The following is a 24,210-nucleotide window of genomic DNA, read 5'->3' as shown; positions in this document are numbered from 1 at the left end:
GAGGAAACGCCCATGACTCAGACTCTGGAACGCGCCATCGCCATTGCCGCCACGGCCCACGCGGGGCAGGTGGACAAGGGCGGTGCGCCGTACATTTTGCATCCACTGAAAGTCATGTTGCGCATGAGCAGCCTGGAAGAGCGCATCGTCGCGGTGCTGCACGATGTGGTCGAGGACTGCGGCATCAGCCTGGATGATTTGCGCAAGGAAGGCTTCAGCGAAGAAGTCTTGTCAGCCATCGAATCGGTGACCAAGGTGCCGGGCGAATCCTACGAGGATTTCGTCGAGCGTGCGGCGCAGAACCCGATTGGGCGGGTGGTTAAACTGGCGGATCTGGAAGAGAACAGCGACCTGTCGAGGATTGCCTCGCCGAGTTGGGAGGATCTGGAGCGGATCGAGAAATATCGGCGGGCGATCGGACGGTTGCGCGCCTGACTCAATTTGAATAGCCAGGAAGGCGACCATGAAATCCATTCTGTGTTTGTTGAGCGCTGCCGGATTCGGTGCGCTGTTGCAGTTCGAGGGCGTGCCTCACGGTTTGCTGTTGGGCTCGATCCTCGTCACCGCACTTGTCGTCACCCGGTTCGGCTTCGTGCCTGCGACGCCTTATGGGCTGGGTTACATCCAGGTCACGCTGGGCATCGCCACCGGACTGATGTTCGAAGCGTGGGACAGTGCGACCGTTTCGACGATGTTGCCAAGCCTCGGCGTGTTGCTGCTGTGCCTGACGGTGCAGGTCGCGCTGTCCGCCTGGTGGCTGGCGCGAGGGGCAGGGTGGAACCGCACGGATGCATTGCTGGCGGTGTATCCGGGGGCGCTGGCGGCGGTGTTTGATTTGCTGGAGTCGGAGAAGGCATCGAGCAAAGTCATCATCGTGCACCTGATGCGGTTGTTGCTGATCACGGTGCTGGTGAGTTTCCTGATTCCCGGGCCGGTATCGGTCGCCGTTGCCGAAGCCGATCCGCTGTCGACAGGCATGGCGTTGACCGTGCTGTCGGTGATCTTCCTCAGCGTGGTGGTCGGGCGATTGCTGCTGGCGATGGGTGTGCCGGCGCCGTTCATGTTGACGGCAATCATCATCACCGCCGTATTCGTGAAATCGGGATGGCTGCACGGCTTTCACATGCCGGACTGGAGTTTGAATCTGGCGGCGTTGATTCTCGGGGCGCGGATCGGCTCACGGTTCCAGGGCCTCGGCTTTGCGGAACTGGCCCGTCATGGCCGCACGGCGTTGGTCTCGGTGGGTTTGATGATTCTGGTCGCGGCGGGATTCGCCGAAGTGGCGGCGCGATTGCTGGGGAGTGATGCGTTGTCGCTGTGGCTGGCGTACATGCCGGGAGCGATCGAGACCATCGCCATCGTGGCGTTTGGTGGTGGGTTAAACGTGGTGTTTATCCTGACTCACCATCTGGTGCGGATGGTGGTGCTGCACTTTGCGCCGGCGTTGTTGGTGCAGGTGCGTAGAGCGCGGGAAGAGGTGTGATTTGTGCGTCGTTCACTTATTTGTGTCTTGAGGTAGGTCATGGGGTCATGGGTTCGGTGCAAATGTGATGAGCTGGTTCACAAAAACTGGTTTTGCGGGGCGGGTGTATCTCTGGTGGCTTCAGAGGATGCACTTGATCTGCCGGATGGAAATGAAATGTCCGCCAATCAACTCGTCGACAAGCTGTTTGCAGAGTCCGACATGCTTCTCAGATGCTGGAATTGCTCTCGGATCATTTTGTTGAACGAGCGGGGCGGGGAGTTTGTCGTCAAGTTCTTCGCGCCCGAAGAAGATTGATCTGTTGTGACGTGATTGTGAGCCTGGGCTGCCTGGCAGCCGACAGGAAAACTCGAGATAAGGCAATTAGAGGTGCGCCGTAAATCCTTCACTACGTGAAGGCGGTGCCCGCGTAAATCACGCGTGCCCCAACGCAATCGCAAACGACACGACGATCATGCACGCAAACGCAAAATTGAGATTCATGGGGTGTTCATCCTGGGCCTTATTAAAGTGGTGCCATTGTGAACAGGCCCGATGCAAAGAAAAAATTCGGCTTCATGATTTCAATGATCGAAACAATTGATACCAGCCGGTTTGTGTTTGCTCGAGGCTTTGGTTAGTCTCGTTAAACCTGCAACTACAAGCACAAACAGGCATAACCATGCACGATCATTCCGTTGCCGAGCTCCCCTCCCTGCGTCGGCAGAAAATCCTTCTGATTCTCGAACGTGACGGCAAGGTCATGGCTTCCGAGTTGAGCCAACACTTTGCGGTGTCCGAAGACACCATCCGCCGCGATCTGGCCGAGCTGGACAACGCCGGGCTGGTGCAGCGAGTGCACGGTGGGGCGCTGCCGCGACCGAAGGATACCGGCAAGGATTACTTCACGCGGATCAGTGAAACCGACGAGGTGAAAACCAGCCTCGCGCAGCTGGCGGCAGGCAGGGTGAAGAATGGTCAGATCGTGCTGTTCGATTCCGGCACCACCACCTTGCAGATCGCCCGTTCGTTGCCCTCGGATATCTCGATCACGGCTGTGACCACATCACCGATGACGGCGATCACCCTGGCTGAATACAAGGGCATCAAAGTGATTCTGGCGGGCGGGCAGCTCAACCTGGCGACGATGTCGGTCAGTGGCCACGAAACGGTGCGACTGCTGCAAAGCATCAAGGCGGATGTGCTGTTTACCGGGGTTTGCGCGATTCATCCGGAAGTGGGGCTGAGCTCGCTGTATTTCGATGAAGTGCCGGTGAAACAGGCGTTGTTCGACAGTGCGGCGCAGGTGATCGCCGTCACCACGGCGGACAAGCTGGGGGCGGTGGAGCCGTTCGTGGTTGCGCCGTGCAATCGGGTGCATACGTTGATCACCGAGCGGCACCTGGCGTCGGGCAGTGCCGAGGATTACCGGCGGTTGGGGATTGAGGTGGAGCAGTTGCAGGACTGACGTTTTGGAGCGAAACAAAGGCCCCACCGCTCGCGATGGGGCCCGTTCAATCAGCGCAGTTTTTCCAGCATCTGGTAGTACCACATGCCGGCGGCCAGCATCGGATTCCCCAGCAGATCCCCCATCGGCACCCGAATGTGCGAGCACGCGGCAAACGTGTCGTACTGCTGCATCTGCCCGGTGATCGCCCGGCTCATGATTTCGCCCATGATGTGGGTCGTGGCGATGCCGTGGCCGGAGTAGCCCTGGCAATACCAGACGTTGTCCGAAAGCTTGCCCAGTTGCGGAATGCGGTTGATGACGATGCCCATCGCGCAGCTCCACTGGTAGTCGATTTTCACCCCCTTGAGCGCCGGGAAGGTCTGTTCGATGCACGGCCGCAGTTCGCCGGCGATGTCCCGTGAGTCCTTGCCGCTGTAGTTGGCGCCGCCGCCGAACAGCAGGCGGCCGTCGGCAGTGAGGCGGTAGTAGTCGAGGACGAAGCGGCAGTCGTACACGGCGAGGTCTTCGGGGTTGATCTGTTTGGCCAGGTTCCCCAACGGTTCGGTGGTGACGATGCCGCCCATGGCCGGGAAGATCTTGCCCTTGAGCTGGCCCGGTTCGAGCTTGTGGTAGACGTCGCCGGCCAGCAGCACTTGATTGGCGTCGATCCGGCCGTGGGCCGTGCGAACACCCGGGCTTTCGCCGTGAATGATCTCCAGCACTTCGCTGTTTTCGAAGATCAGTGCGCCGAGGCTTTCCGCTGCCCGTGCCTCGCCGATGCACAGGTTGAGCGGGTGCAGGTGCATGTTGCGAGTGTTCTTGATCGCGCCGTGATAGAGGTCGCTTTGCAGCAGGTCGCGCACCTGGCTGCGGTCGAGCAGGCTGACCTCATCGCCCATGCCTCGGCGTACGGCTTCGTCGTAGTCGCTGCGCAGACCGGCCATGTGGCTCGGCTTGTACGCCGCGTGCAAATGGCCGTGCTTGAGGTCGCAATCGATTCCGTATTTCTCGACCCGTTGCTGGATGATTTCGTGCCCGCGCCAGCGCAGGTGCCAGATGAAGTCGTCGACTTCATCGCCCAGCGTATTGCGCATCTGTTTGCGCATCGCGCCGTCGCCGGACAGGCTGCCGGTGACCTGGCCGCCGTTGCGCCCGGTGGCGCCCCAGCCGATCTTGTGGCTTTCGACGATGGCGACTTTCAGGCCTTTTTCGGCCAGTTCGACGGCGGTGGCGACGCCAGTGAAACCGCCGCCGATGATCACCACATCGACCTTGTGCCGACCTTGCAGGGTCGGGTAGTCGGTGTCGCGGTTGAGGGTGGCGGTGTAGTAGGAATTGCTGCGTTCAGTCATGTCGGTATCCAAGGCAAAAAGAGGAAGAACGGATCAGGCTTCGGTCAGATACCAGCGCCAGTCCTGCTCACCCACTTCGGCCATGAACTGCCGGTATTCCGCACGCTTCACTGCCAGATACACCCCGAGAAACGCCTGCCCCAGTGCATCACGCGCCCATACCGAATTTTCCAGCGCCGTGAGCGAGGTCAGCCAGTCGGTCGGCAGCAATTCTTTCGCCTGCGCATAGCCATTGCCTTGCACCGGTTCGCCCGGATCGATGTCTTCTTTTATGCCGCGATGAATGCCCGCCAGGATCGCCGCCGCTGCCAGATACGGGTTGGCATCGGCGCCGCAGATGCGGTGTTCGATGTGCCGGGTGTTGGCCGGGCCGCCGGGCACGCGCAAGCTGACGGTGCGGTTGTCGACGCCCCAGGTCGGTGCCAGTGGCGCGTAGCTGTTGGCCTGGAAACGACGGTAGGAGTTGGCGTTGGGGCAGAACAGCAGCAGCGAATCGAGCAAGGAGGCGAGCATCCCGCCAATCGCCGTGCGCAACAGCGGCGTGCCGGCCGGGTCTTCGGAGGCAAACAGATTGCGCCCCTCGGCATCGGCGAGGCTGACGTGCATGTGCATGCCGGTGCCGGCCAGGTGATCGAACGGCTTGGCCATGAACGTCGCCTGCATCCCGTGCTTGTGCGCCACGGCTTTGACCAGCCGTTTGTAGCGCACCGCTTGATCCATCGCCTCCAGCGCATCGCCGTGTTCGAGGGTGATTTCCACCTGACCCGGTGCGTATTCCGAGATCGCCGTGCGCGCCGGAATGCCGTGCAGTTTGCAGGCGCTGTAGAGGTCGGCGAGGAACGGTTCGATCTGCTCCAGCTCGCGCAAACCGTAGACCTGCGTGTGCCTCGGTCGACCGCCGTCGGCATCCAGCGCCGGTTGCGGACGACCGTTGTGATCGCGTTTGGCGTCGAGCAGATAGAACTCCAGTTCGCAGGCCATCACCGGGTGGTAACCCTCGGCTTTCAAGCGGTCGATCACGTTGATCAGCAAGTGACGCGGGTCGGCAATGCTCGCCGGCATGCCTTGTTCCGGGTGCATGCTGACCTGCACCGCAGCGGTCGGAATCTGCCGCCACGGCAGGCGCACCAGACTGCCTTCCAGCGGGTAGGCGCGACAGTCGATGTCGCCGACGTCCCACACCAGACCGGAATTTTCCACGTCCTCGCCGTGCACGGTCAGGCCGAGGATGGTGCTCGGCAGCGGGCGACCGCTTTCGTACACGGCGAGCAGTTCTTCGCGGTGCAACAACTTGCCGCGGGGCACGCCGTTGGCGTCGAGGATGAACAGCTCGATCATGTCGATGTCGGGGTTTTGATCGAGAAAATGACGGGCGTCTTCAATGGCTGCGAATTTCATAATCAATCACTCACGATGGCGCCGCACAGGCGCGCAGATTCGGGCCGGACGCAGCTCGGCAATAGGCGCGGGCGTCCTGGCAGGGATATCGAAAAAAGAGGGGGACTGTCGCGGTTTTTAACGGCGCGATCAGACGGACAGGCAGATATCCGGCGGGCGTGCGGAGTGACGCAGCTTGGAACGGCTCAGGGCCATGGGGAGATTGACGATGCGATTCATGCGCGGCCCCTGTGAAGGAGGGCGCACAGTGCAGAGACGTTCAACGATTCTGATTGTTGTAGTGACGTGCTCATGACGCGTGTTTCCGTTGGCGGAAAACGTCGGCGGCGGGAGTGTCCCGCCATGCCGGTGTGGCTGGATAGTAAGGGGGAACTCCCGGATAAGTAAACGCCTGATTCCGGTGTGCGTGGCGAACCCCCGGTTCAGCGCAACAGGTGAAACCCCAGCCCGACGAGGGCGCAAACGATCAACACCTCGATCACCCCGCGCTTGAAAACAAACAGTGCGAGGGTTGCCGCCAGTGCGAGCAACAGCGCAAAAAAGTCAGGTTGCCCGGCAAACCCCTGGGGCCAGAACACGTGGTAAGCAAAGAAACACGCCAGATTGAGGATCACCCCGACCACGGCGGCGGTGATCGCAGTCAGCGGTGCGGTGAATTTCAGTTCGTTGTGGGTCGACTCCACCAGCGGTCCGCCGGCGAAGATGAACAGGAACGAAGGCAGAAAGGTGAACCAGGTCACCAGCGTCGCGGCCAGCGCGCCGGCGGCAAACGCATGTTCCGGGCCGAACGTCGGTTGCACGTAAGCCCCGACGAACCCGACAAACGCCACCACCATGATCAGCGGCCCCGGCGTGGTCTCGCCCAGGGCCAGGCCGTCGATCATCTGCGTCGGCGTCAGCCAGCCGTAATGCCCGACCGCGCCTTGATACACATAGGGCAGCACCGCGTAAGCGCCGCCGAAGGTCAGCAGCGCCGCTTTGGTGAAAAACCAGCCCATCTGCGTGAAGGTGCCGTTCCAGCCGAACAGCGCCGTCAGCAGCGCCATCGGCAGACACCACAGCAACGCGCCGACCAGCGCCAGACGCAGCAGCCTCGGCAGGCTGAACCGTGCATGTTCGGGCGTTGGCGTGTCGTCATCGATCAGCGCCGGGCCGAAGGATTTTTCGCTGCCACGATGACCGCTGTGGTTGAACCGCTGCGGCGCCCAGCGTCCGCCGAAATACCCGATCAATGCCGCGCCGAGCACGATCAGCGGGAACGGTACGTTGAAGGCGAAAATCGCCACGAACGCTGCTCCGGCAATCGCCCACAGCCAGCCATTCTTCAAGGCCCGCGAACCGATGCGATGGGCCGCGTGCAACACAATCGCGGTCACCGCCGGTTTGATCCCGTAAAACACCCCGGCCACCACCGGCACGTCGCCAAGCGCAATATAAATCCAGGAAAGGACAATCAGAATCAGCAGCGACGGCAGCACAAACAGCGCCCCGGCCAGCACGCCGCCGCCCGTGCGGTGCAGCAGCCAGCCGATGTAGGTCGCCAGTTGCTGGGCCTCCGGGCCGGGCAGCAACATGCAGTAGTTGAGCGCGTGCAGGAAGCGTCGCTCGGAAATCCAGCGCCGACGCTCCACCAGTTCCTGATGCATGATCGCGATCTGCCCGGCCGGGCCGCCGAAACCGATGCAGCCGAGCTTGAGCCAGAAGGGCCAGGCCTGGCGCAGGCTGACAGGCTGGGGGCGGGGCAAATCCTCAGGGGGCGTTGTGCTCAAGTGCGGCTCCGCGTTCGAATCGTCGGGAACCGCTATCTAATCAGGCTTTTGTTGCATCCGACAGTGCCCCGTCAGGCATGCGCCAGACTCCAGCGAAACGCCGCATTCTGATCACTTTCCCGCGCCTCAACCCAATGCGAGCCCTCAGGCGTGGTCTCACGCTTCCAGAACGGGGCGCGCGTCTTCAGCACATCCATGATGAACGCGCAGGCCTCAAACGCCGCATGCCGATGCTTGCTGCTGACGCCGACAAACACGATTGGATCGGTCACCGACAGCGCGCCGACCCGATGCACGATCTCCACCGCCAGCAGCGGCCAGCGCTCGCGGGCCTGTTCGGCTATCTGTTCCAAAGCCTTCTCGGTCATGCCCGGATAGTGTTCGAGGAACAGTTCGTTAACCGTTTGGCCGACATTCAGATCACGCACGTAACCGATGAAATTCACCACCGCGCCCACCCGTGGATTGCGCGCATGCAAATCCGCAATCAACTGACCGGCATCGAAGTTTTTGCGCTGGACTCGAACGCCCATGGCTCAACCTCCCGTGACCGGTGGGAAAAACGCGATCTCGTCGAAATCCTCGATCGCCTGATCCGGCTGGCAAAGCTCCTGATTCACCGCACACATCAGGTTGCCGGCGCCGAGCACTTCGCGCCATAAGTCGCCACGCTGCATCAGCATCTGCCGCACGTCCTCTACGCTGGCGAGGGCGCTGCTGGCCGGAATCTTTTCACCGCCCAGATTGAGCCGGTCACGGTAGCTGGCGAAGTAGTTGATCAGAATCATTGCAGGTTCTCCCATTGAAAGTGGCCGGAGCGGCCGCCCTGTTTGCTCAGCAGACGGATGTCGCCGATGACCATCGCCCGGTCCACCGCTTTGCACATGTCGTAGATCGTCAGCGCGGCGACGCTGGCGGCGGTCAGGGCTTCGAGTTCGACGCCGGTCTGGCCGGTGAGGCGGCAGGTGCTGGTGATCTGCACGCGGTCCGGTTCGCAGGCCTTGAGTTCGACGTGGATCGAGCTGAGCAGCAGCGCATGACACAGCGGAATCAACTCGTGGGTGCGCTTGGCCGCTTGAATCCCGGCGATCCGCGCCACGGCGAACACGTCGCCCTTGGGGTGGCCGTTGGACTGAATCATTTGCAGGGTTTCAGGACGCATCTGCACCCAGGCCTGGGCAGTGGCTTCGCGGCGCGTCGCGGCCTTGTCGCTGACGTCGACCATGTTGGCGCGGCCCTGATCGTCGAGGTGGGTGAGGGTGTCGCTCATGGGGTTTGCTCCTGGATCGGGCTGTAGATTCGGGGGGCGTTGCGGTGCGGGACGTGGATCAGGTTCAAGCGGTGCTTGAGCGCCCAACGCACGGTCAGTGCGGTGGGCGCGGACAGGCTGACGAGGGTGCCGAGGCGGGCGCGCACGGCTTTGTGGATCAGTTCAAGACTGCAACGGCTGGTGACCACGACGAAGCCCTGACGCGCATCGAGGCCTTCGAACTGCAGGGCGCCGATCAGCTTGTCGAGGGCGTTGTGGCGGCCGATGTCTTCGCGGCACAGCAGCGCTTCGCCGTCGGCGTCGAAGTACAACGCTGCGTGCAGGGCGCCGCTGCTGCGGGCCAGTTGCTGGGCTTGTTCGATGCGTTGGCGGATGCCCTCGAAATGCGCGGCCGGTGGCAACGGTGTCGGCGTCAGGATCTCCAGTTGCGGCAGCGCCTGTTCAAGGGCTTCCACACCGCAGAGGCCGCAACCGCTGGTGCCCGCCATCTGCCGGCGATGATCTTTCAGGGCCCAGAACGCGCGGCTGGAAATCTGCACGTCGGCCTGGCAGGCCTGGTCAAAGTGAGTCAGACGGATGTCGTGGATATCGTCGAGGCTGTCGACGATGGCGTTGCTCAGACTGAAGCCGCGAATGAAGTCCTCGATGTTGCCCGGCGAGACCATCATCACGGCCTGATTCAAGCCGTTGTAGCTGATAGCCAACGCGATCTCTGCCGCCAGCGCCGCGTGGGACACAGGCGCATCGTCGAGGTATTCGCGGTAAGCCACTGGCGAAGGTTGTGGCGCGGGGGCGTTGGCTTCGCCCGGTTCGATGAGTTGTTCAACTTGGCACAGCATCTTGAAAGTCCCCGAAGCGCTGAAGTGAGTTCAGGCTACGGGGCAGCGAAAAGTGCGTCCAATCGCTTGTTCCGATGCAGTGATTGGATTGGTCGATCACTGCTGGCGAAGTTGAAAGCGTTGCACCGAAGTGCAACGTTTCAGGCTACTTGAGGGGGTGTTAAACGGCAGGCGCCTCGATCCCGAACATCTTGCGCGCCTCGGCAAAACACTTTTCGGCAATCGCCGAGCGCGGTTCGGTCTTGCGCATCACCAGCCCCAGCGGCGCGAGTACGCTCGCATCCGGCAAGTTAATGAAGGCCAGGTGTTCGATCGGCTCTTGCAGACCACTGTCCAGCGGCATGATCGAGCAGCAGAAACCCTGGTGAATCGCCTGCAACAGTTGATAGGTCGAGTCGCTTTCCATGATCGGCTGCGGGTTGAGGCCGCGACTGCGGAAACTCAGGTCGATGGATTTGCGGTAATGCATGCCGGTGGTGATCATCCCCAGCGGCAGTTCGGCGGCGTCTTCCCAGCTCATTTCCGGGCCTTCGAAATGGAAGTGGCGGGTGTCGTAGAGCAGGCCGACGCGGGTTTCGCCGATCTCGAAGAAATCGAAGTAGTTCGGGTTGACGTGATCCAGATAACACACGCCCAGGTCCAGCTGATTGTTGCCCAGGCCTTCGATGATTTCGTTGGAACTCAGCGACGACAGGCTGTATTTCAGCTCCGGATAGATCGCGGACAAACCCTGAATGTAATTGACCGGATTGAAGTTGCTCAGCGGCACCAGCCCCAGGCGCAGACTGCCGACCAGTTGCCCCCGGCAGGCAGCAGCTTCGGCAAACAACCCGTCGTGGGCGGCCAGCAGCGTGCGGGCCCAGGCCAGTACGCGTTCGCCAGCCTGGGTGAAACCTTCGAAGCGCTGGCCGCGATTGACCAGTACCAGATCCAGCTCGTCTTCCAGATTACGCAGGCGCATCGACAGGGTCGGCTGGGTGATGTGGCAACGCGCGGCGGCCTGGCCGAAGTGACGGGTTTCGTCCAGCGCGATCAGGAACTTGAGTTGTTTGATGTCCACGATGGCACCTGCTCGATTGAGAATTTTGATTGAGTATTGACGCAGATGCGTACGGCGCACGGAAAGCGCAGGGGGTGACGATCCCATTGATCGCGTTTTACGTCCAATCGGAAGCGTTGAAGAGGCTATCGAGGGTTTCGATGACGGCCGGTTTCATTGGCGCGAACGGTAGTCGAAGTTCGTAGAAAAATAGCCGATAGAGCGGGTCGATAATGCGGTTGGTTAGAGTGATTAGACAGTCTTCATAAGTGGCACTTAGGCTCTGGCCCAATTGAATTGGCGAATGCCGGAGAGTGCCATGAGTGTTAAAGCGGATGCCCTGTTTGTTCCCTTGAATATTGCCGTGCTGACGGTCAGCGATACCCGCGATTACGCCAGCGATACTTCCGGCCAGTTGTTGGTCAGCCGTCTGCTGGAGGCTGGCCACACGTTGAGCGAACGCAACCTGCTCAAGGACGACCTGTACAAGATCCGCGCCCAGGTCGCGCACTGGATTGCCGACGACAGCATCCAGGTGGTCCTGATCACTGGCGGCACCGGTTTCACCGGGCGCGACAGCACCCCGGAAGCGGTAGCCTGCCTGCTGGACAAGCAGATCGACGGTTTCGGCGAACTGTTCCGCGCCATCTCGATTCTCGACATCGGCACCTCGACCGTACAAAGCCGCGCGCTGGCGGGCCTGTCCAACGGCACGCTGGTGTGCTGCCTGCCGGGCTCCACCGGCGCATGCCGCACGGCGTGGGAAGGCATCCTCGCTGAGCAACTGGATAACCGCCATCGCCCATGCAACTTCGTTCCGCACCTCAAACCGGTGCAAGCCTGCGGGCCACGCGGATGAGCAAGGCTGCATTGATGCCGGTCGAAGACGCCCTCGACCAACTGTTGGCGATGGCCAATGAACAACGCCTGCCGGACAGCGAATCAGTGCCGCTCAATGAGGCACGCGGACGAGTATTGGCCAGCGATCTGGTCGCCACCCTCGATCTGCCGCCGTGGCCGAACAGTGCCATGGACGGTTACGCCTTGAACCTCGCCGATCTGCACCGTCAGCCGTTGAATGTTTCGCAACGGGTCTACGCCGGGTTGGCGCCGGACGCCTTGCTGCCCGGTACCTGCGCGCGGATCTTCACCGGCGCACCGCTGCCGCCGGGCGCCAATTGCGTGGAGATGCAGGAAAACGTCGAAGTGCTGGAGGATGGCCGGGTGCGGTTTCTGCAACCGCTGAAGGTTGGCCAGAATATCCGTGCCCAGGGCCAGGAGAACCGCGTTGGCGATACTTTGCTGCGCGCCGGCAAACGCCTTGGCCCGTTCGAACTGGCGGTGGCTGCGGGGCAGGGCATGACTCATCTGCCGGTGGTCCGCCGACCGCGTGTGGCGTTACTCTCTACCGGTGATGAACTGGTGGAACCGGGCCAGCCACTGCGTCCCGGCAGCATCTACAACAGCAATCGCACCTTGCTCGATCACTGGTTACGCGAACTGGGTTGCGAGGTGATCGACGCGGGTATCCTGCCGGATCGTCCGGCGCAGACCCGACTCAAACTTGAGCAATTGCAGGTGGCCGCCGATCTGATTCTGACCACGGGCGGCGTGTCTGCCGGCGATGCCGATTGCCTCGGCCAGGTGCTGCGCGACAACGGCAAGCCGCTGTTGTGGAAGCTCGCGATCAAACCCGGCAAACCGTTGACGGTTGGCCATTTCGGCACGGTGCCGGTGATCGGTCTGCCAGGCAATCCGACCTCGGCGCTGGTGACGTTCGGCCTGTTGGCGCGCCCGTACCTGCTGCGCATTCAAGGCGTGGAAGAGGTGATGCCGCTGAGTTTTACCGTCAATGCCGGGTTCGACTGGCCGAAACCCGGCAGTCGCCGCGAGTACCTGCGGGTGCGTCTGGAGGGCGGGCAGGCGGCGCTCTATCCGAACCAGAGTTCCGGCGTTCTGCTCGGCGCCACCTGGGCTGACGGGCTGGTGGAAATCCTGGAGAACAGCACCTTGCGAATGGGTGATCCACTGCGTTTCATTCCGTTCAGCGAGCTGTTCTGAGCGCGATCAAAAGGTGTAGGCCACTTGCCCGGCGAGGGAGGTCTGCAGCCGACGTTCGACAATCGGGCTGTCGGCCGCCTCGTGGTTCAGGTATTGCACCGCCAGCACTGTCGAGACGCTCCATTGTTTGTCCAGAGGCAATGACCACGTCAGGTCTGCGCCGCGACTGATCAACCCGGCGCGGGCCTTGTACGCGCGGAACTGGCTGCGCGAGGCCTGCGCATCGCTGACGCCGTACCAGGTACGCATGTAGTTGCTGTCGCCAAACTGGCTGTTCAGACCGCCGACCACTTTGCCGAAACGCCCTTCGTAGAACGGCGCGCTGATGCTCAGCTTGAGGCGGTTCCAGGCCGAACCGGTGTCGTGGTCATCGTCATCCTTTTCCAGCGCATGCTCGAAGCTCGCGCCGAGGATGATCGGGCCCATGTGATAGGTCCCGTCGAGCCCGATCACCGGGCGCGACTTGATCGAGCCCATGCCGTTGAGCTCGTCCGAGCCTTTGAATCCGGTCTTGCGATCCTTGCGCACGTCGCTGGCGCCGATGTAGACGCTGAGGCCGAAATCCTCTTCATCGAAACCCCAGCCCAGGCCTCGGCTAGTGTCGAGGAACACGCCGTAGGGGCTGACGATTTCGACACCCACCAATGGCGCCACCACCCGCTCATCACTGCCGCTGTAGCGCGGCGCACTGGCAGCCCCGGCGCGCAGCGTGGTGTGCCAGTCTTCGGCACGCAGCGAGTCGCCGGGCAGCAGCAGGCAAAGGGAGGTCAGGGACAGCGAGAACGTACGCAACGAAACCGGCATGGGGCACCCGAGGGAAATGTGGATGCGCCATGCTAGGCGGGGGCTGGCCGGCAATCTTTGGCAGCTTTGTCGGGAAACTGTCAAAGACTGTTAAGTCGCTGTCTGTGGTGAGCATCAGTGGGAAGGGTCGGCAGCAGGAAACGGAAAACCGGTCTTTAATCAGATGCAATGGATACCGACTGAACATGGAGTGAGTTTCATGACCCCCGAGCAATTCGTAGAAGCCAGTCTTGGCGCCAAAGTGATACTGATTGGCGAGACTCACGACGATCCGGAGCCTGCTACGGTACTGCGCATCATCACCGAACTGCGCAATCGCGAACCCAAACTGACGTTTTACTTCGAGCAGTTTCCCGGACAATACGAACTACACGAAAAGCTGTCGAAACACGAAATCACCGTCGAAGGTTTTTTGAACGCCAAAGTGAATTACCCGAGTTACAACGTAAACGGGATCATCAACCAGACTCCGTTGGAGTATTGGGAGCGGCCTTTACAGACCGAAAAACTGAAGGCACTCATGACCTTCGCCAATCAGAACGGAATAGCAACCAAAGGCCACGACCTCATTCAGAAGAATTTTACGCCGGAAGGCACTCGGGAATGGAGCAGACGACGGGACATGTGGATGGTTCATTACATGTTGAGCGATTTCAAAAATGAGGGCGTCGTAACGGCAGTTGCGTTTATCGGCAATTACCACGTAAAACCACAGGCACACCTGCTGCGCCAGTACCTTGCTCCGGAGACTATCGTCACCCTGCGTTTCGATGAGTCTGTGGAACCGACAAATATCTTGCGCATCGAGCAATCTCCCACGCTTGATTACAAGTACCGCTCCTGACCAGGGCGGGCGATGTCGCGTGCTTGTCGACGGTCAACGATGAAACAGTCTACGGCTTGGCCACCCGCCACAAATACCAAGCCGCCACCGTCCGAAACGGACGCCAGCCCAACCCGATCTCAATCATCTGCTTGCGCGTCGGCTGCACCTCCAGCCCCTTCAGCCGGCGATATCCTTCGCGTACGCCAAAGTCATCCGCCGGCAAAATATCCGGCCGCTCCAGGCTATAAATCAGCAACATCTCCACCGTCCAGCGGCCAACCCCGCGCAGGCTGACCAAACGCTCGATCAGCGCCTCATCCTCCATCGCCAGCGCGGTCGAGTAATCCGGCACCACGCCGTCCAGGGTCGCCTGGGCAATCCCCTGAATCGTCGCAATCTTGCCTGCCGAAAACCCGCAACCGCGCAACCGATCGAAGTCCGTCGCCAGAATCTGCTCCGGACGCGGAAAGGTCTGCCCGGGAAACAACCCCACCAACCGCCCGACAATCGCATCGCCAGCCTTGGCATGCAGTTGCTGATAGGCAATCGCCCGCACCAGCGATTCATAGGGATCGCGCGCCGGATGCGGTTGATGCAGGCAAGGGCCGACCGCAGCGATGTGGCGCTGCCAGTCGGCGTCGAGGCTGGCCAGAAACTCGCTGGCCGGTTGGTAGGGATCGGGCATGGCTTACTTCAGCAGACCGTTGACTTCGCCATAGGTGAAGGCCTTGAGGTCATGGGTATCGAGCTTGCCGCTGGCGAGGAAACTTTTCACCAGTGAACCCATGGCGCCGTAGAGGAACTCGGCGATCCCGGAGCCCGCGCTCAAGCGGCGCACGCCGAGGGTGACCAACTCTTCGGGGGAGGGCAGGCAAGCGAAGCCGAGAACGTTGACCGGCAACGTCGTGCCTTTGCAGATGGCTTCGATTTCATAGGCGGAAGTCACCCCGGCGGCAAACAGTCCATCCGCCCCGGCTGCCTGATACAGCGCCGCGCGGTGCAGGGTTTCGGCGACGCGATCCTCGGCTGGCACCAGACTTTTGAGGTAAACATCGGTGCGGGCATTGATAAACAGCTTCACATCGCGCTTGTCGGCGACTTGTCGTGCCACTTCGATCTTGCGCGCCAGCAGTTCCGGCGTGCCGTTGCCGTCTTCGATATTGATCCCGACCGCACCCGCTGCGACAACCGCATCGATCACTTCGGCGACCCGGTCGAGGTCATCGGAGTAACCGGCCTCGATGTCCACACTCAACGGCACCTTGATGACACGGGCAATCGACTCCACGGTGCTGATCAAGCGCTCCAGCGGCAAGGTGTTGCCATCCGGGTAACCGTGGGCCCAGGCCACCGCGGCGCTGCTGGTGGCGACGGCCTTGCCGCCGAGTTGCTCGACCAGTCGCGCGCCCGTGGCGTCGGCAACGTTGGTCAGGATCAGCAGGCCATCGTGGTGCAACTGGTGAAACTGTGTGTCGAGCGCGTTCATCAAGATCCCTTCTTGTCGGTTTGTCAGAAAGCCAGCGGTTGCGTGAGCTGCACAGCGGCGTTTTCCAGCCTGAGCAGAAACGCCTTGCGCGGTTGCCCACCACCATAGCCGGTCAGCGAGCCGTCCGCACCGATCACCCGATGGCACGGCACCACGATCGACAGCCGATTGTGCCCGTTGGCGAGCCCCACCGCGCGACTGGCGCCGGGTTTGCCCAGCCGTGCGGCGATGCTGCCGTAAGTGCTGGTGTGGCCGTAGGGGATTTGCCGCAGTTCGGCCCAGACCTGACGGGCAAACTCACTGCCGGGCAGGTGCAGCGGCACGCTGAACTCGCTCAGCTTGCCGGCGAAGTACAGCGCCAGTTCGTTTTCGATCTGCTGCAAATGGGCGTTGTGTCCCGGCGCGACCACGTAGCCGTAGCGGTTTTGCAATTCTTCGACTTCGCGGGTCAGCGCCGGGCGGTCGAGAAACTCCAGCAACACCAACCCGCGTCGCTCGGCCATGGCGATCATTGGCCCCAGCGGCGTGGTCAGGCGGGTGAACAGCAGCGGTTCGCTGGCTGCCGCGCGTCCTGGTGTGATGTGGAATGACTTCTGAAACGCATCACGAAAACCGCTGAGGGATTCATAACCGGAGTCGAATGCCGCGTGGTCGATGGACGTGCCTTGCTTGATCCCGCCCAACGCCATGCCGAGCCGGCGGGTGCGCAGCCACGCATGAAAGGTCATGCCGAAATGCTGCTTGAACCAGCGCCGCAGCTTCAGCGGTTCGATGCCCTCGGCGAGCAATTGCGCATCGCTCCAGCGCAGCTCCGGATCGGCGTCGACGGCTTTCAACAGCCGTTGCACCCAGTCCGGGGCGATGGCTGCAGCGTCCAGCGGTTTGCAGCGCAAGCAGGCGCGGTAACCGGCGGACAGGCAGTCGTCAGCGTGGGCGAAGAACTCGACGTTTTCCGGTTTCGGCTTGCGCGCCGTGCAGGTCGGGCGGCAAAAGATCCCGGTGGTTTTCACGGCCGTGAAGAACACGCCTTCATAGGCAGTGTCGCTTGCGAGCATGGCGCGAACCATTTCGGCGTGAGGGGGCAGGGCAGTGGTCTGTATGTTCATGGGCCGAGGATAAAACCAGTTATTCGATGGCTCCACCGAAAAATCGACAATGAATTTTCGGGCCGCTGCACTACAGTGATCGGGTCGCTACAACTCGGGAATTGCCTGTATGCCACCGTTCACGATTCAACACATCGATCACATCGTGCTGCGCGTTGCGGATCTGCAACGCAGCATTGATTTCTACGACCGGGTCTTCGGTGCCGAAGTGGTCAAGCGCAACGAAAAATTCGGTCTGGTACACCTGCGCGCCGGCACGTCGATGATCGATCTGGTCGACCTCGACGGGGAAATCGGCCGCAAGGGCGGCGCCGCTGCCGGCAGCGAACGGCGCAATGTCGATCATTTCTGCCTGCGCATCGAGCCGTTCGATGAAGCGGCGCTGGTCAGCCACCTGCAATCCTGCGGCCTGACCGTCGACAAGGCCGCCACCCGTTTCGGCGCCGAGGGCTACGGCCTGTCGCTGTACTGCTTCGATCCGGACGGCAATCAGGTCGAGCTCAAAGGCCCGTCCGAAGCTTAGGCCCGTTTGGCCATCAGCAACACCGAAGCCGCCGCCGACAACAGCCCCGCGCAGCAACGGTTGAAGATTCGTTTGCCGCGCGGCTCGGCGAACCAGCGGCGCATGTGCAGACCCATGTAGGCGTAGGCGCTGATGGCGATCCATTCCAGCAGCAGGAACAGCACGCCCAGCAGCATGAACTGCGGAGTGATGGCGCGATTCGGGTCGACGAATTGCGGCAGGAACGCGGTGAAGATGAGGATTGCCTTGGGATTGCCTGCGGCCACCAGGAATTCCTGACGTGCCAGGGCCAGAAGCCCACTTGCCGGCGCAGTAACGGCGTCTTCTGCAGCCGGATTCGCTCGCCACAGCTGCCACGCCAGATACAACAGATACCCCGCGCCGACAATCTTGATCCCATAGAACAGCAACTCAGACGTTTGCAGCACCACCGCCAGCCCCGCCGCCGCGAGGGCGATCATCCCGGCAAACGCCAGCAACCGACCGACACCCGCCACACAGGCGCGACGATAGCCGTAACGGGTGGCGTTGCTGACCGACAGCAGGTTGTTCGGGCCGGGTGCCATGTTCAAGGCGAAACAGGCGGGCAGAAACAGGGATAGGGTGGCGAGATCCATGGCGTGGGCTCCGGTGGCGGGATGGCTATTTTTATCATGCTGGCGGCGGGCCGGAACCGTACAGTCAGGCTGCGGAGTCGCGGTACAGCGATTGCCGGGCGCGAATCCGTTCGAACTTTCTGCCGCCCCGCCAACTCTGAATTCGTCACAGGGTGATGGAATCGGCAGAAAAACCCATCAACCGGTCAGAAAACGCCTTGGCCGTGTAAGCTTTCGCGCCACGCTATTCCATTCCCCCATGGCCCCAGGCGGCCCACTGTACGAGCGACCTACATGCAAGCAAAGGCCCGCGAGGTTCATGTACCACCGGTGTTGCAGGATCTGCGCGCCGGCACGGCCGAACTGCACATTGCTCTGGAAAAACGCCTTCCTTTCTTCACCGACACCCTTGATCTGCAAGCCTTCGAGCGACTGATGCGCGCCTACTACGGCTTCTATCAGCCACTGGAAAGTGCATTGCAGGACAGCGGCGAGATCCCTGCCGATTTCGATCTGGTTTCGCGCCTCAAGACGCCGACCCTGCAACGCGATCTGCAAGCGTTGGGCGCGAACGGCGGAGAGTTTTCGCTCTGCCGCCAGTTGCCCGCCATCGATTCCGCCGCCGCGTGCCTGGGCGTGCTGTACGTGCTGGAAGGCGCGACCCTCGGCGGGCAGATCCTGCGTCGGGAGATCGCCGCGCGACTGGGCCTGGGCGCGGACAACGGCGCAGCGTTTCTGGACATCTACGGCGCTGCCACCGGTCGGCGCTGGCGCGACTTCATCGAATACCTGGGCAGTCGCTCGATGGACGCCGTCGAGCGTGAAGCCGTTGTGACGGCCGCCCACACCACATTTAGCTGTTTCGAGCGCTGGCTCGAAAGCCAGGAGGTTCTGGTATGACCCCGCAAGACAAAGAAGCCTTTGAAGAGTTGCTGGCCAATTGCGCCGACGAGCCGATCCGCTTTCCCGGCGCGATCCAGCCTCACGGGTTGCTGCTGACCCTGAGCGAGCCGGACCTTTCGATCATTCAGATCAGCGCCAACGTCGAGACTTTGCTGGCGCGCCCGGCACAAGAACTGATTGGCCAGCCACTGCAAAGCCTGATCGGCGATGCCCATGCCGCGCAGGTTCGCGAAGCCTTGCAGCAGCCGACCCTGTCCGACGCGTCGCCGCTGCACTTTCGCCTTAATGGCACGGCGTTCGAAGGCTTGCTGCACCGGCATCAGAATGTGCTGATTCTGGAGCTGGAAATCCACGTCGAGAACTTCCAGCCGCGCAACGTCGCCGGCACCGAAACCCACTTGGGGCGGATGCTCGCGCGCCTGCAAAAGGCCCAGAGCCTGCAGGCGCTGTACGACATCAGCGTCAAGGAAATCCAGGCCATGACCGGTTACGACCGGGTGCTGATCTATCGCTTCGAAGAGGAGGGCCACGGTCAGGTCATCGCCGAAGCGTCCGATCCGTCGATGGAAGTCTTCAACGGTCTGTTCTTCCCGGCCTCCGACATCCCCGAACAGGCCCGCGAGCTGTACCGCACCAACTGGCTGCGGATCATCCCCAATGCCGACTATCAACCTGTGCCGCTGGTGCCCAAGTTGCGCCCCGACACCCAGACCCCGCTGGACCTGAGCTTCGCCACATTGCGCAGCGTGTCGCCGATCCACTGCCAGTACATGAAGAACATGGGCGTGCTGTCCTCGATGAGCATTTCCCTGCTCAAGGGCGACAAGCTCTGGGGCCTGATCAGTTGCGGCAACCGTCAGCCGCTGCACGTACCCCATGAATTGCGCACGGCGTGCCAGACCATCGGCCAGGTGCTGTCGTTGCAGATCAGTGCGATGGAAGCGCTGGAAGTCAGCCGTCAACGCGAAGAAAAGGTCGAGGCGCTGGCGTTGCTCAATCAGGCGATGATCGATTCGCCACAGAACGTCTTCGATGGCCTGGCCAACCAGCCGCAGGTCCTGATGGCGCTGGCCAATGCCGGTGGCATCGCGATCATCGAAGACAAGCAATTGCACCGTTACGGCAACTGCCCGGAGCCGGAAGCGATTCGTGCGCTGCACAAGTGGCTGCAGGAGCGCGGCGAGCCGGTGTTTGCCAGTCATCACCTGGCCAGCGTCTATCCGCCGGCCGCGCACTATCAGCAGGTCGCCAGCGGTGTGCTCGCCATGAGCCTGCCCAAACCGGTGGACAACGGCGTGCTGTGGTTCCGCCCGGAAGTCAAAGAGAACATCAACTGGAGCGGTGACCCGCGCAAGCCGCTGGACCTGGAAAACTCCGACGCGGGCCTGCGTCTGCGACCGCGTACTTCGTTCGAAATCTGGAAGGTCGAGATGGCCGGAATTTCCACCAAGTGGAGCCACGGCGATCTGTTCGCTGCCAACGACCTGCGTCGCTCGGCGCTGGAAAATGATCTGGCCCGTCAGGTGCGCCGCGAGCAGGAAGCGGTGCGCGCCCGTGATGAGCTTGTCGCTGTGGTTTCCCACGATCTGCGCAACCCGATGACCGTGATCTCGATGCTGTGCGGCATGATGCAGAAGGCTTTCAGCTCAGACGGGCCGCACACTTCGCGACGCATATCGACCGCCATCGACACCATGCAACAAGCCGCCGGGCGCATGAACACGTTGCTGGAAGACTTGCTCGATACCTCGAAAATCGACGCCGGGCGCTACACCATCGCGCCGCAGAAACTCGACGTCGCGCAGATGTTCGAAGAAGCCCAATCACTGCTCGCGCCACTGGCGCTGGACAAGGACATCAGCATCTCGTTCGAGGCCGATCCCGATCTGAGCATCCATGCCGATCCTGAGCGACTGTTTCAGGTGCTGTCGAATCTGGTCGGCAATGCGATCAAATTCACGCCGCGTCTGGGCACGGTCGATGTGCATGCCAAGTCAGTCGGTGACGATATTGTCTTCACGGTACGCGACAGCGGCGAAGGCATCCCCAAGGATCACTTGCCGCACGTGTTCGACCGCTACTGGACGGTGAAGGAAGGCAATCCGAACGGCACCGGGCTGGGCCTGTACATCACGCAGGGCATCGTCGAGGCCCATGGCGGGCGGATTGTTGCCGAGAGCGAGCCGGGACAGGGCAGCGAATTTCGCTTCACCGTGCCACGTCTGGACTGAGTACCGGCTCGCGTCGGGTGGCCTGCAACAGGGCCACCCATTCTGCGGCGAATCGATGGCAATCGCCGGGCCAGCGCGCTGTCAGCAATTGGCCGTCACGCACCACAAATCCCGCGTGGGGTGACTGCGCGCAGTCTCGCTTGGCGATGAGTGGGCCGCGTATGAAATCGGCCTTGCTGGCCAGTGCGGTTTTCACTTCTGCCTCGACCGTCTGTTTGTAGGTGCGGTAGTAGCGCCCCAGCCAGAACGAGGTCATCAGCCACGCCGGCAGCTCCATGGTTGCCGCGAGCAATGCGGTGACCTTGCGCCCGAACAACACCGAACGCCCGGTCTCGGGGTCGAGCGTGCGCGCCAGCAACAGCACGCCATGACACACCGCCGCCACGGGTTTTTCGGCCTTGAAAAATTGCAGGGCGATCTGCTGGGCCTGTGTGGACTCCAGCAGCGTGCGCATCCCCTTGGCATGGCCGCCGGGAATCAGCAAACCGTCAAACTGCTTCGTGTCGACATCGGCATACGCCAGCGGCTGGCGAAACGCTTCGGATTCGATCATCTGCGTGTAACTGTCGAGGTCGGCCTTGCGCGTCATCAGCATCGAACTCAACAGACCGAACCCGATGTCCACCAGCCGCGGGTCGGCGTGGGCGGGCAAGCCTTGCGGCGTGGCAAAACGCACCTCGATGCCCGCGTTGCGCAATGCCTGCCAGGGCACGCTGCTTTCGGTGGGGTCGTAATCGGCGGCGGGCAGCAGAATCAGAATCATCGAGGGCGGACTTCCTGGTCGAGAGTGGTCGCATAGTCAGAGCGTAGTGGGTCTGCGCGTGCGGGGGTGATTTCCTTCAATACCGCCTGGTGTGTGCTGGCTACTGTGAGCGCCTTGTTCCTCGATTTGAAGCAGGTGTGCGATGAGTCTGATTGTGTCGATGGCGGCGTTTGCCCTGGCCGCGTCCATTACCCCGGGGCCGGTGAATATCGTGGCGTTGAGTTCGGGTGCGCAGTTCGGTTTTCGTGCCAGCCAACGGCATGTGGCGGGGGCGACGCTGGGGTTTGTGTTGTTGCTGGTGTTGATGGGACTGGGATTGCATGAAGTGCTTACGCTGTGGCCGTCGCTGACCCGCGTGGTGCAACTGGCCGGGGTGGCGTTTCTGTTGTTCATGGCCTGGAAACTGGCCACCGATAACGGTCAGTTGAATACGGGAGAATCGGGCAGGGCGCCGTCGATGCTCTACGGCGCTGTGATGCAATGGCTCAATCCCAAGGCGTGGCTGGCCTGCGTGGCGGGGATGGGCGCGTTTGTCGCCGATGGCGAGGCGCGGCTGGTGTGGCAGTTTGCGGCGGTGTATCTGGTGATCTGTTATCTGTCGGTGGGGTGTTGGGTGTATGCCGGGACGTTTCTGCGCGGTCATCTCGGCAACCCGGCGGGGATGCGGTTGTTCAACCGGGTGATGGCGGCGTTATTGGCGATTAGTGCGGGGTATTTGTTGCTGCCGTGAGCGGGCGGGCGTTGGGTTTAAAGGTGTTTAAGGATGCTTCCGGCAAGCCACAACGCCTTGCGCCTTTGCCTACGCATCCGCCAGAATCCGCCGGCTTGTGGGCCTTGGGGCCGGGTTCTATCGTGTGTCGGTCGCTGACGAATCAGCGATCGGGTTTCGCAGCCCGGATCAATCAAGGCGCCCAGCGCGTCGTTTCCGTTCAGCTTTTTTGGCTGATCGCGTAATGGCGGTTGTGCGCGGGATACCTTCGGGTATGCCGGGTTCCTTGATTCCCGGTCTGCGAACCCGCGTACAGCTGCCACCTCCTTTCGTTTCGCAGCGAACCGTGGCAGCTCCATCAATCAGGGAGTTCACCATGATCAAACCAACGCCAAACCCGCCTGAAACCGACCCGACCTCGCCCTACGAAACCCTCGATTCAAAGAAATTCCACGAAGCCGCCGAACGCGCCCTCGATCACTACCTCAATCCGTTCCACCCCAGAAAGCCGCTGCTCAAACCCAACACCCGCTACCTCATCGCCCCCGGCATCGCGAACGAAGAACTGCTGGCCGACGCCTGCGAAACCCTGACCTCGGCCAAAACCATGGCCAGCGATTTCGCCGGGATGCTCGACACGCCGCAGCGGCATGTGCTGTTGGGGATTGCGCAGTTGATCATGCTGGGGGAACTGGCGGTGAATCGGGTGCTGGATAATCTGGACGTGGCGGCTGAGCCCCGTGTCTGAGTGCTGAAACCGAAACGGCCCATTGCGGGCCGTTTTGTTGTTATCCCCGATACTGTCCCGGCGTCGCCGCCAGATGCTGCTTGAACGCCCGCTGAAAATGCGCCTGATCGGCAAATCCCGCTTCCAGCGCCACATCCGCAATCAATTGCCCGCGTCGCAAACACTCGCGAGCGAACTGGATGCGCTGGTTAACCAAAAACGCATGGGGTGTCATGCCGAAGTGCAGTTTGAAGGCGCGAATCAGGTACGACGGTGACAGCTCGGCAGCGACGCAGATGTCGTCGAGGCTGAGCAGGTCGGTGCAGTGCCGGCGGATGAAGTCGGCGGCGCGTTCGAGTTTGAAGTTTGGTTCGCGCAGTGGCTGTTCGATGGGGTTCAGGCGCAGTTGCAGCTCGCTGAAAAACTCCACCGCTGCGCTCTGTTTGCGCAGCACGTCTTGCTGATCGTCGACCAATACCGCGTACAACGCATTCAAGTCGCGAAACAGGCGGACATCATTCAAGTGGGTATCGGAAAACCGCCGAAACTCCAGTTCCGCACTGAACCCCAACTGATGCTGCAGATCTGTCAGCCACGGCGTTTCCACATACAACATCAAATACGACCACGGCTGATCGTCGATCGGGTTGCACGCGTGCACGTCCCTCGGGTTCATCAGCACCACGGTGCCGGCCGCCACTTCGAACGATGATTGCTCATGCACGTAAGTGCTGCGCCCGGCGGTGATCGCGCCGATGGAAAAATGCGCGTGGGAGTGCCGTGAGTAGCAGACCTCACGCCCGTCGGCGATGGCCCGCGCTTCGATGAAGGGCAGGGCATCGTCGCGCCAGAAGCGCGGGGCTTGTTCGGGGTTCTTGGCGGCAGCGTGTTTCATC

The 24,210-nt window shown here is 61.6% G+C and carries 27 protein-coding genes; 12 read left to right on the top strand and 15 right to left on the bottom strand.

Annotation, left to right across the window (positions count from 1 at the left end; genetic code table 11):
• Nucleotides 1-12: 12 nt before the first annotated feature.
• The 4 genes from AC07N4_RS12565 to AC07N4_RS12550 all read left to right on the top strand — a co-directional run bounded on the left by AC07N4_RS12565 (nt 13) and on the right by AC07N4_RS12550 (nt 2,930).
• On the top strand, nt 13-435 hold the full coding sequence (locus AC07N4_RS12565; protein WP_085708646.1) for an HD domain-containing protein: 423 nt from the start codon (nt 13-15) through the stop codon (nt 433-435).
• 28 nt (nt 436-463) lie between these two features.
• Nucleotides 464-1,483, top strand: a complete 1,020-nt coding sequence (locus AC07N4_RS12560) for an AbrB family transcriptional regulator (protein ID WP_493066107.1) — start codon at nt 464-466, stop codon at nt 1,481-1,483.
• Nucleotides 1,484-1,639: 156 nt separating this feature from the next.
• Nucleotides 1,640-1,780, top strand: a complete 141-nt coding sequence (locus tag AC07N4_RS12555; protein ID WP_493066108.1) for a hypothetical protein — start codon at nt 1,640-1,642, stop codon at nt 1,778-1,780.
• A 364-nt stretch (nt 1,781-2,144) separates the two neighbouring features.
• Nucleotides 2,145-2,930: a DeoR/GlpR family DNA-binding transcription regulator gene (locus AC07N4_RS12550; RefSeq protein ID WP_493066109.1), complete on the top strand. Its 786-nt coding sequence runs from the start codon at nt 2,145-2,147 to the stop codon at nt 2,928-2,930.
• Nucleotides 2,931-2,980: 50 nt separating this feature from the next.
• Here AC07N4_RS12550 and AC07N4_RS12545 read toward each other — a convergent pair whose 3' ends face one another.
• From AC07N4_RS12545 to AC07N4_RS12510, 8 genes are all read right to left on the bottom strand, one after another.
• Nucleotides 2,981-4,264, bottom strand: coding sequence for an NAD(P)/FAD-dependent oxidoreductase (locus AC07N4_RS12545; RefSeq protein ID WP_493066110.1), 1,284 nt, complete (start codon nt 4,262-4,264; stop codon nt 2,981-2,983).
• 33 nt (nt 4,265-4,297) lie between these two features.
• Entirely contained in the window at nt 4,298-5,662 is a 1,365-nt protein-coding gene (locus AC07N4_RS12540; protein ID WP_493066111.1) for a glutamine synthetase family protein, read from the bottom strand.
• A gap of 422 nt (nt 5,663-6,084) precedes the next feature.
• Entirely contained in the window at nt 6,085-7,431 is a 1,347-nt protein-coding gene (chrA, locus tag AC07N4_RS12535; protein ID WP_493066112.1) for a chromate efflux transporter, read from the bottom strand.
• A 71-nt stretch (nt 7,432-7,502) separates the two neighbouring features.
• Nucleotides 7,503-7,964: a molybdopterin synthase catalytic subunit MoaE gene (gene moaE, locus AC07N4_RS12530; protein WP_102621924.1), complete on the bottom strand. Its 462-nt coding sequence runs from the start codon at nt 7,962-7,964 to the stop codon at nt 7,503-7,505.
• A 3-nt stretch (nt 7,965-7,967) separates the two neighbouring features.
• Nucleotides 7,968-8,219, bottom strand: a complete 252-nt coding sequence (locus AC07N4_RS12525) for a MoaD/ThiS family protein (RefSeq protein WP_096820496.1) — start codon at nt 8,217-8,219, stop codon at nt 7,968-7,970.
• Entirely contained in the window at nt 8,216-8,701 is a 486-nt protein-coding gene (gene moaC, locus AC07N4_RS12520) for a cyclic pyranopterin monophosphate synthase MoaC (protein ID WP_493066113.1), read from the bottom strand. Before moaC ends, AC07N4_RS12525 begins: the two co-directional genes overlap by 4 nt.
• Entirely contained in the window at nt 8,698-9,540 is an 843-nt protein-coding gene (gene fdhD, locus AC07N4_RS12515) for a formate dehydrogenase accessory sulfurtransferase FdhD (protein ID WP_493066114.1), read from the bottom strand. Before fdhD ends, moaC begins: the two co-directional genes overlap by 4 nt.
• Before the next feature lie 160 nt (nt 9,541-9,700).
• Nucleotides 9,701-10,600: a LysR family transcriptional regulator gene (locus tag AC07N4_RS12510; RefSeq protein ID WP_096820498.1), complete on the bottom strand. Its 900-nt coding sequence runs from the start codon at nt 10,598-10,600 to the stop codon at nt 9,701-9,703.
• A 298-nt stretch (nt 10,601-10,898) separates the two neighbouring features.
• On the opposite strand from AC07N4_RS12510, the gene moaB reads away from it, so the two are divergent.
• On the top strand, nt 10,899-11,438 hold the full coding sequence (moaB, locus tag AC07N4_RS12505) for a molybdenum cofactor biosynthesis protein B (protein WP_493066115.1): 540 nt from the start codon (nt 10,899-10,901) through the stop codon (nt 11,436-11,438).
• The gene (locus tag AC07N4_RS12500) at nt 11,435-12,640 is read left to right on the top strand and encodes a molybdopterin molybdotransferase MoeA (protein ID WP_493066253.1); all 1,206 of its coding nucleotides are present in this window, start codon (nt 11,435-11,437) and stop codon (nt 12,638-12,640) included. The genes moaB and AC07N4_RS12500 overlap by 4 nt, the downstream gene beginning before the upstream one ends.
• Before the next feature lie 6 nt (nt 12,641-12,646).
• On the opposite strand, the gene AC07N4_RS12495 is transcribed toward AC07N4_RS12500, so the two are convergent.
• Nucleotides 12,647-13,444, bottom strand: a complete 798-nt coding sequence (locus tag AC07N4_RS12495) for a MipA/OmpV family protein (protein ID WP_493066116.1) — start codon at nt 13,442-13,444, stop codon at nt 12,647-12,649.
• A gap of 199 nt (nt 13,445-13,643) precedes the next feature.
• Between AC07N4_RS12495 and AC07N4_RS12490 the strand changes: the two genes are divergently transcribed.
• Nucleotides 13,644-14,288 carry a hypothetical protein gene (locus AC07N4_RS12490; RefSeq protein WP_493066117.1) on the top strand — a complete coding sequence of 215 codons (645 nt, stop codon included), beginning with the start codon at nt 13,644-13,646 and terminating at the stop codon, nt 14,286-14,288.
• Nucleotides 14,289-14,337: 49 nt separating this feature from the next.
• On the opposite strand, the gene AC07N4_RS12485 is transcribed toward AC07N4_RS12490, so the two are convergent.
• The 3 genes from AC07N4_RS12485 to AC07N4_RS12475 are packed head-to-tail and all read right to left on the bottom strand — an operon-like array spanning nt 14,338 to nt 16,862.
• Complete coding sequence (locus tag AC07N4_RS12485; RefSeq protein WP_493066118.1) at nt 14,338-14,955, bottom strand: DNA-3-methyladenine glycosylase family protein; 618 nt, start codon at nt 14,953-14,955, stop codon at nt 14,338-14,340.
• A gap of 3 nt (nt 14,956-14,958) precedes the next feature.
• On the bottom strand, nt 14,959-15,756 hold the full coding sequence (locus AC07N4_RS12480; RefSeq protein ID WP_493066119.1) for an isocitrate lyase/PEP mutase family protein: 798 nt from the start codon (nt 15,754-15,756) through the stop codon (nt 14,959-14,961).
• Nucleotides 15,757-15,779: 23 nt separating this feature from the next.
• Nucleotides 15,780-16,862 carry a methylated-DNA--[protein]-cysteine S-methyltransferase gene (locus tag AC07N4_RS12475; RefSeq protein ID WP_273537213.1) on the bottom strand — a complete coding sequence of 361 codons (1,083 nt, stop codon included), beginning with the start codon at nt 16,860-16,862 and terminating at the stop codon, nt 15,780-15,782.
• Between the two features lie 109 nt (nt 16,863-16,971).
• On the opposite strand from AC07N4_RS12475, the gene AC07N4_RS12470 reads away from it, so the two are divergent.
• Nucleotides 16,972-17,385 (top strand): VOC family protein, encoded by a 414-nt coding sequence (locus AC07N4_RS12470; RefSeq protein ID WP_249490248.1) that lies wholly within the window; start codon nt 16,972-16,974, stop codon nt 17,383-17,385.
• Here AC07N4_RS12470 and AC07N4_RS12465 read toward each other — a convergent pair.
• Nucleotides 17,382-18,002 (bottom strand): LysE family translocator, encoded by a 621-nt coding sequence (locus tag AC07N4_RS12465; RefSeq protein ID WP_192560445.1) that lies wholly within the window; start codon nt 18,000-18,002, stop codon nt 17,382-17,384. The two genes, AC07N4_RS12470 and AC07N4_RS12465, sit on opposite strands and share 4 nt — an antisense overlap.
• A gap of 273 nt (nt 18,003-18,275) precedes the next feature.
• Here AC07N4_RS12465 and AC07N4_RS12460 point away from each other — a divergent pair, with 273 nt between their 5' ends.
• Both AC07N4_RS12460 and AC07N4_RS12455 read left to right on the top strand, forming a co-directional pair.
• A complete protein-coding gene (locus AC07N4_RS12460) occupies nt 18,276-18,881 on the top strand; it encodes a biliverdin-producing heme oxygenase (protein WP_493066120.1) in 606 nt (201 codons plus the stop codon).
• Nucleotides 18,878-21,115 carry an ATP-binding protein gene (locus tag AC07N4_RS12455; protein ID WP_493066121.1) on the top strand — a complete coding sequence of 746 codons (2,238 nt, stop codon included), beginning with the start codon at nt 18,878-18,880 and terminating at the stop codon, nt 21,113-21,115. The genes AC07N4_RS12460 and AC07N4_RS12455 overlap by 4 nt, the downstream gene beginning before the upstream one ends.
• Here AC07N4_RS12455 and AC07N4_RS12450 read toward each other — a convergent pair.
• Complete coding sequence (locus AC07N4_RS12450) at nt 21,093-21,878, bottom strand: type 1 glutamine amidotransferase domain-containing protein (RefSeq protein ID WP_493066122.1); 786 nt, start codon at nt 21,876-21,878, stop codon at nt 21,093-21,095. The two genes, AC07N4_RS12455 and AC07N4_RS12450, sit on opposite strands and share 23 nt — an antisense overlap.
• A gap of 142 nt (nt 21,879-22,020) precedes the next feature.
• Between AC07N4_RS12450 and AC07N4_RS12445 the strand changes: the two genes are divergently transcribed.
• Together AC07N4_RS12445 and AC07N4_RS12440 are read left to right on the top strand one after the other, a co-directional pair.
• Nucleotides 22,021-22,608, top strand: coding sequence for a LysE family translocator (locus AC07N4_RS12445; RefSeq protein ID WP_493066123.1), 588 nt, complete (start codon nt 22,021-22,023; stop codon nt 22,606-22,608).
• Between the two features lie 355 nt (nt 22,609-22,963).
• The gene (locus AC07N4_RS12440; protein WP_493066124.1) at nt 22,964-23,335 is read left to right on the top strand and encodes a DUF6124 family protein; all 372 of its coding nucleotides are present in this window, start codon (nt 22,964-22,966) and stop codon (nt 23,333-23,335) included.
• Nucleotides 23,336-23,375: 40 nt separating this feature from the next.
• On the opposite strand, the gene AC07N4_RS12435 is transcribed toward AC07N4_RS12440, so the two are convergent.
• Nucleotides 23,376-24,209 carry a helix-turn-helix transcriptional regulator gene (locus AC07N4_RS12435; RefSeq protein ID WP_493066125.1) on the bottom strand — a complete coding sequence of 278 codons (834 nt, stop codon included), beginning with the start codon at nt 24,207-24,209 and terminating at the stop codon, nt 23,376-23,378.
• Nucleotide 24,210 lies beyond the last annotated feature (1 nt).

It is taken from the genome of Pseudomonas sp. GW821-FHT09E04 (assembly GCF_059416185.1).
This window is presented reverse-complemented; position numbering and strand designations above follow the sequence as displayed.

What these genes read in the sequence shown, in the direction of transcription:
- AC07N4_RS12565 (WP_085708646.1), top strand. Translation starts at nt 13, where the DNA reads ATGACTCAGACTCTGGAACGCGCCATCGCCATTGCCGCCACGGCCCAC.
- AC07N4_RS12560 (WP_493066107.1), top strand. Translation starts at nt 464, where the DNA reads ATGAAATCCATTCTGTGTTTGTTGAGCGCTGCCGGATTCGGTGCGCTG.
- AC07N4_RS12555 (WP_493066108.1), top strand. Translation starts at nt 1,640, where the DNA reads ATGTCCGCCAATCAACTCGTCGACAAGCTGTTTGCAGAGTCCGACATG.
- AC07N4_RS12550 (WP_493066109.1), top strand. Translation starts at nt 2,145, where the DNA reads ATGCACGATCATTCCGTTGCCGAGCTCCCCTCCCTGCGTCGGCAGAAA.
- AC07N4_RS12545 (WP_493066110.1), bottom strand. Translation starts at nt 4,264, where the DNA reads ATGACTGAACGCAGCAATTCCTACTACACCGCCACCCTCAACCGCGAC.
- AC07N4_RS12540 (WP_493066111.1), bottom strand. Translation starts at nt 5,662, where the DNA reads ATGAAATTCGCAGCCATTGAAGACGCCCGTCATTTTCTCGATCAAAAC.
- moaE (WP_102621924.1), bottom strand. Translation starts at nt 7,964, where the DNA reads ATGGGCGTTCGAGTCCAGCGCAAAAACTTCGATGCCGGTCAGTTGATT.
- AC07N4_RS12525 (WP_096820496.1), bottom strand. Translation starts at nt 8,219, where the DNA reads ATGATTCTGATCAACTACTTCGCCAGCTACCGTGACCGGCTCAATCTG.
- moaC (WP_493066113.1), bottom strand. Translation starts at nt 8,701, where the DNA reads ATGAGCGACACCCTCACCCACCTCGACGATCAGGGCCGCGCCAACATG.
- fdhD (WP_493066114.1), bottom strand. Translation starts at nt 9,540, where the DNA reads ATGCTGTGCCAAGTTGAACAACTCATCGAACCGGGCGAAGCCAACGCC.
- moaB (WP_493066115.1), top strand. Translation starts at nt 10,899, where the DNA reads ATGAGTGTTAAAGCGGATGCCCTGTTTGTTCCCTTGAATATTGCCGTG.
- AC07N4_RS12500 (WP_493066253.1), top strand. Translation starts at nt 11,435, where the DNA reads ATGAGCAAGGCTGCATTGATGCCGGTCGAAGACGCCCTCGACCAACTG.
- AC07N4_RS12495 (WP_493066116.1), bottom strand. Translation starts at nt 13,444, where the DNA reads ATGCCGGTTTCGTTGCGTACGTTCTCGCTGTCCCTGACCTCCCTTTGC.
- AC07N4_RS12490 (WP_493066117.1), top strand. Translation starts at nt 13,644, where the DNA reads ATGACCCCCGAGCAATTCGTAGAAGCCAGTCTTGGCGCCAAAGTGATA.
- AC07N4_RS12485 (WP_493066118.1), bottom strand. Translation starts at nt 14,955, where the DNA reads ATGCCCGATCCCTACCAACCGGCCAGCGAGTTTCTGGCCAGCCTCGAC.
- AC07N4_RS12480 (WP_493066119.1), bottom strand. Translation starts at nt 15,756, where the DNA reads ATGAACGCGCTCGACACACAGTTTCACCAGTTGCACCACGATGGCCTG.
- AC07N4_RS12475 (WP_273537213.1), bottom strand. Translation starts at nt 16,862, where the DNA reads ATGAACATACAGACCACTGCCCTGCCCCCTCACGCCGAAATGGTTCGC.
- AC07N4_RS12470 (WP_249490248.1), top strand. Translation starts at nt 16,972, where the DNA reads ATGCCACCGTTCACGATTCAACACATCGATCACATCGTGCTGCGCGTT.
- AC07N4_RS12465 (WP_192560445.1), bottom strand. Translation starts at nt 18,002, where the DNA reads ATGGATCTCGCCACCCTATCCCTGTTTCTGCCCGCCTGTTTCGCCTTG.
- AC07N4_RS12460 (WP_493066120.1), top strand. Translation starts at nt 18,276, where the DNA reads ATGCAAGCAAAGGCCCGCGAGGTTCATGTACCACCGGTGTTGCAGGAT.
- AC07N4_RS12455 (WP_493066121.1), top strand. Translation starts at nt 18,878, where the DNA reads ATGACCCCGCAAGACAAAGAAGCCTTTGAAGAGTTGCTGGCCAATTGC.
- AC07N4_RS12450 (WP_493066122.1), bottom strand. Translation starts at nt 21,878, where the DNA reads ATGATTCTGATTCTGCTGCCCGCCGCCGATTACGACCCCACCGAAAGC.
- AC07N4_RS12445 (WP_493066123.1), top strand. Translation starts at nt 22,021, where the DNA reads ATGAGTCTGATTGTGTCGATGGCGGCGTTTGCCCTGGCCGCGTCCATT.
- AC07N4_RS12440 (WP_493066124.1), top strand. Translation starts at nt 22,964, where the DNA reads ATGATCAAACCAACGCCAAACCCGCCTGAAACCGACCCGACCTCGCCC.
- AC07N4_RS12435 (WP_493066125.1), bottom strand. Translation starts at nt 24,209, where the DNA reads ATGAAACACGCTGCCGCCAAGAACCCCGAACAAGCCCCGCGCTTCTGG.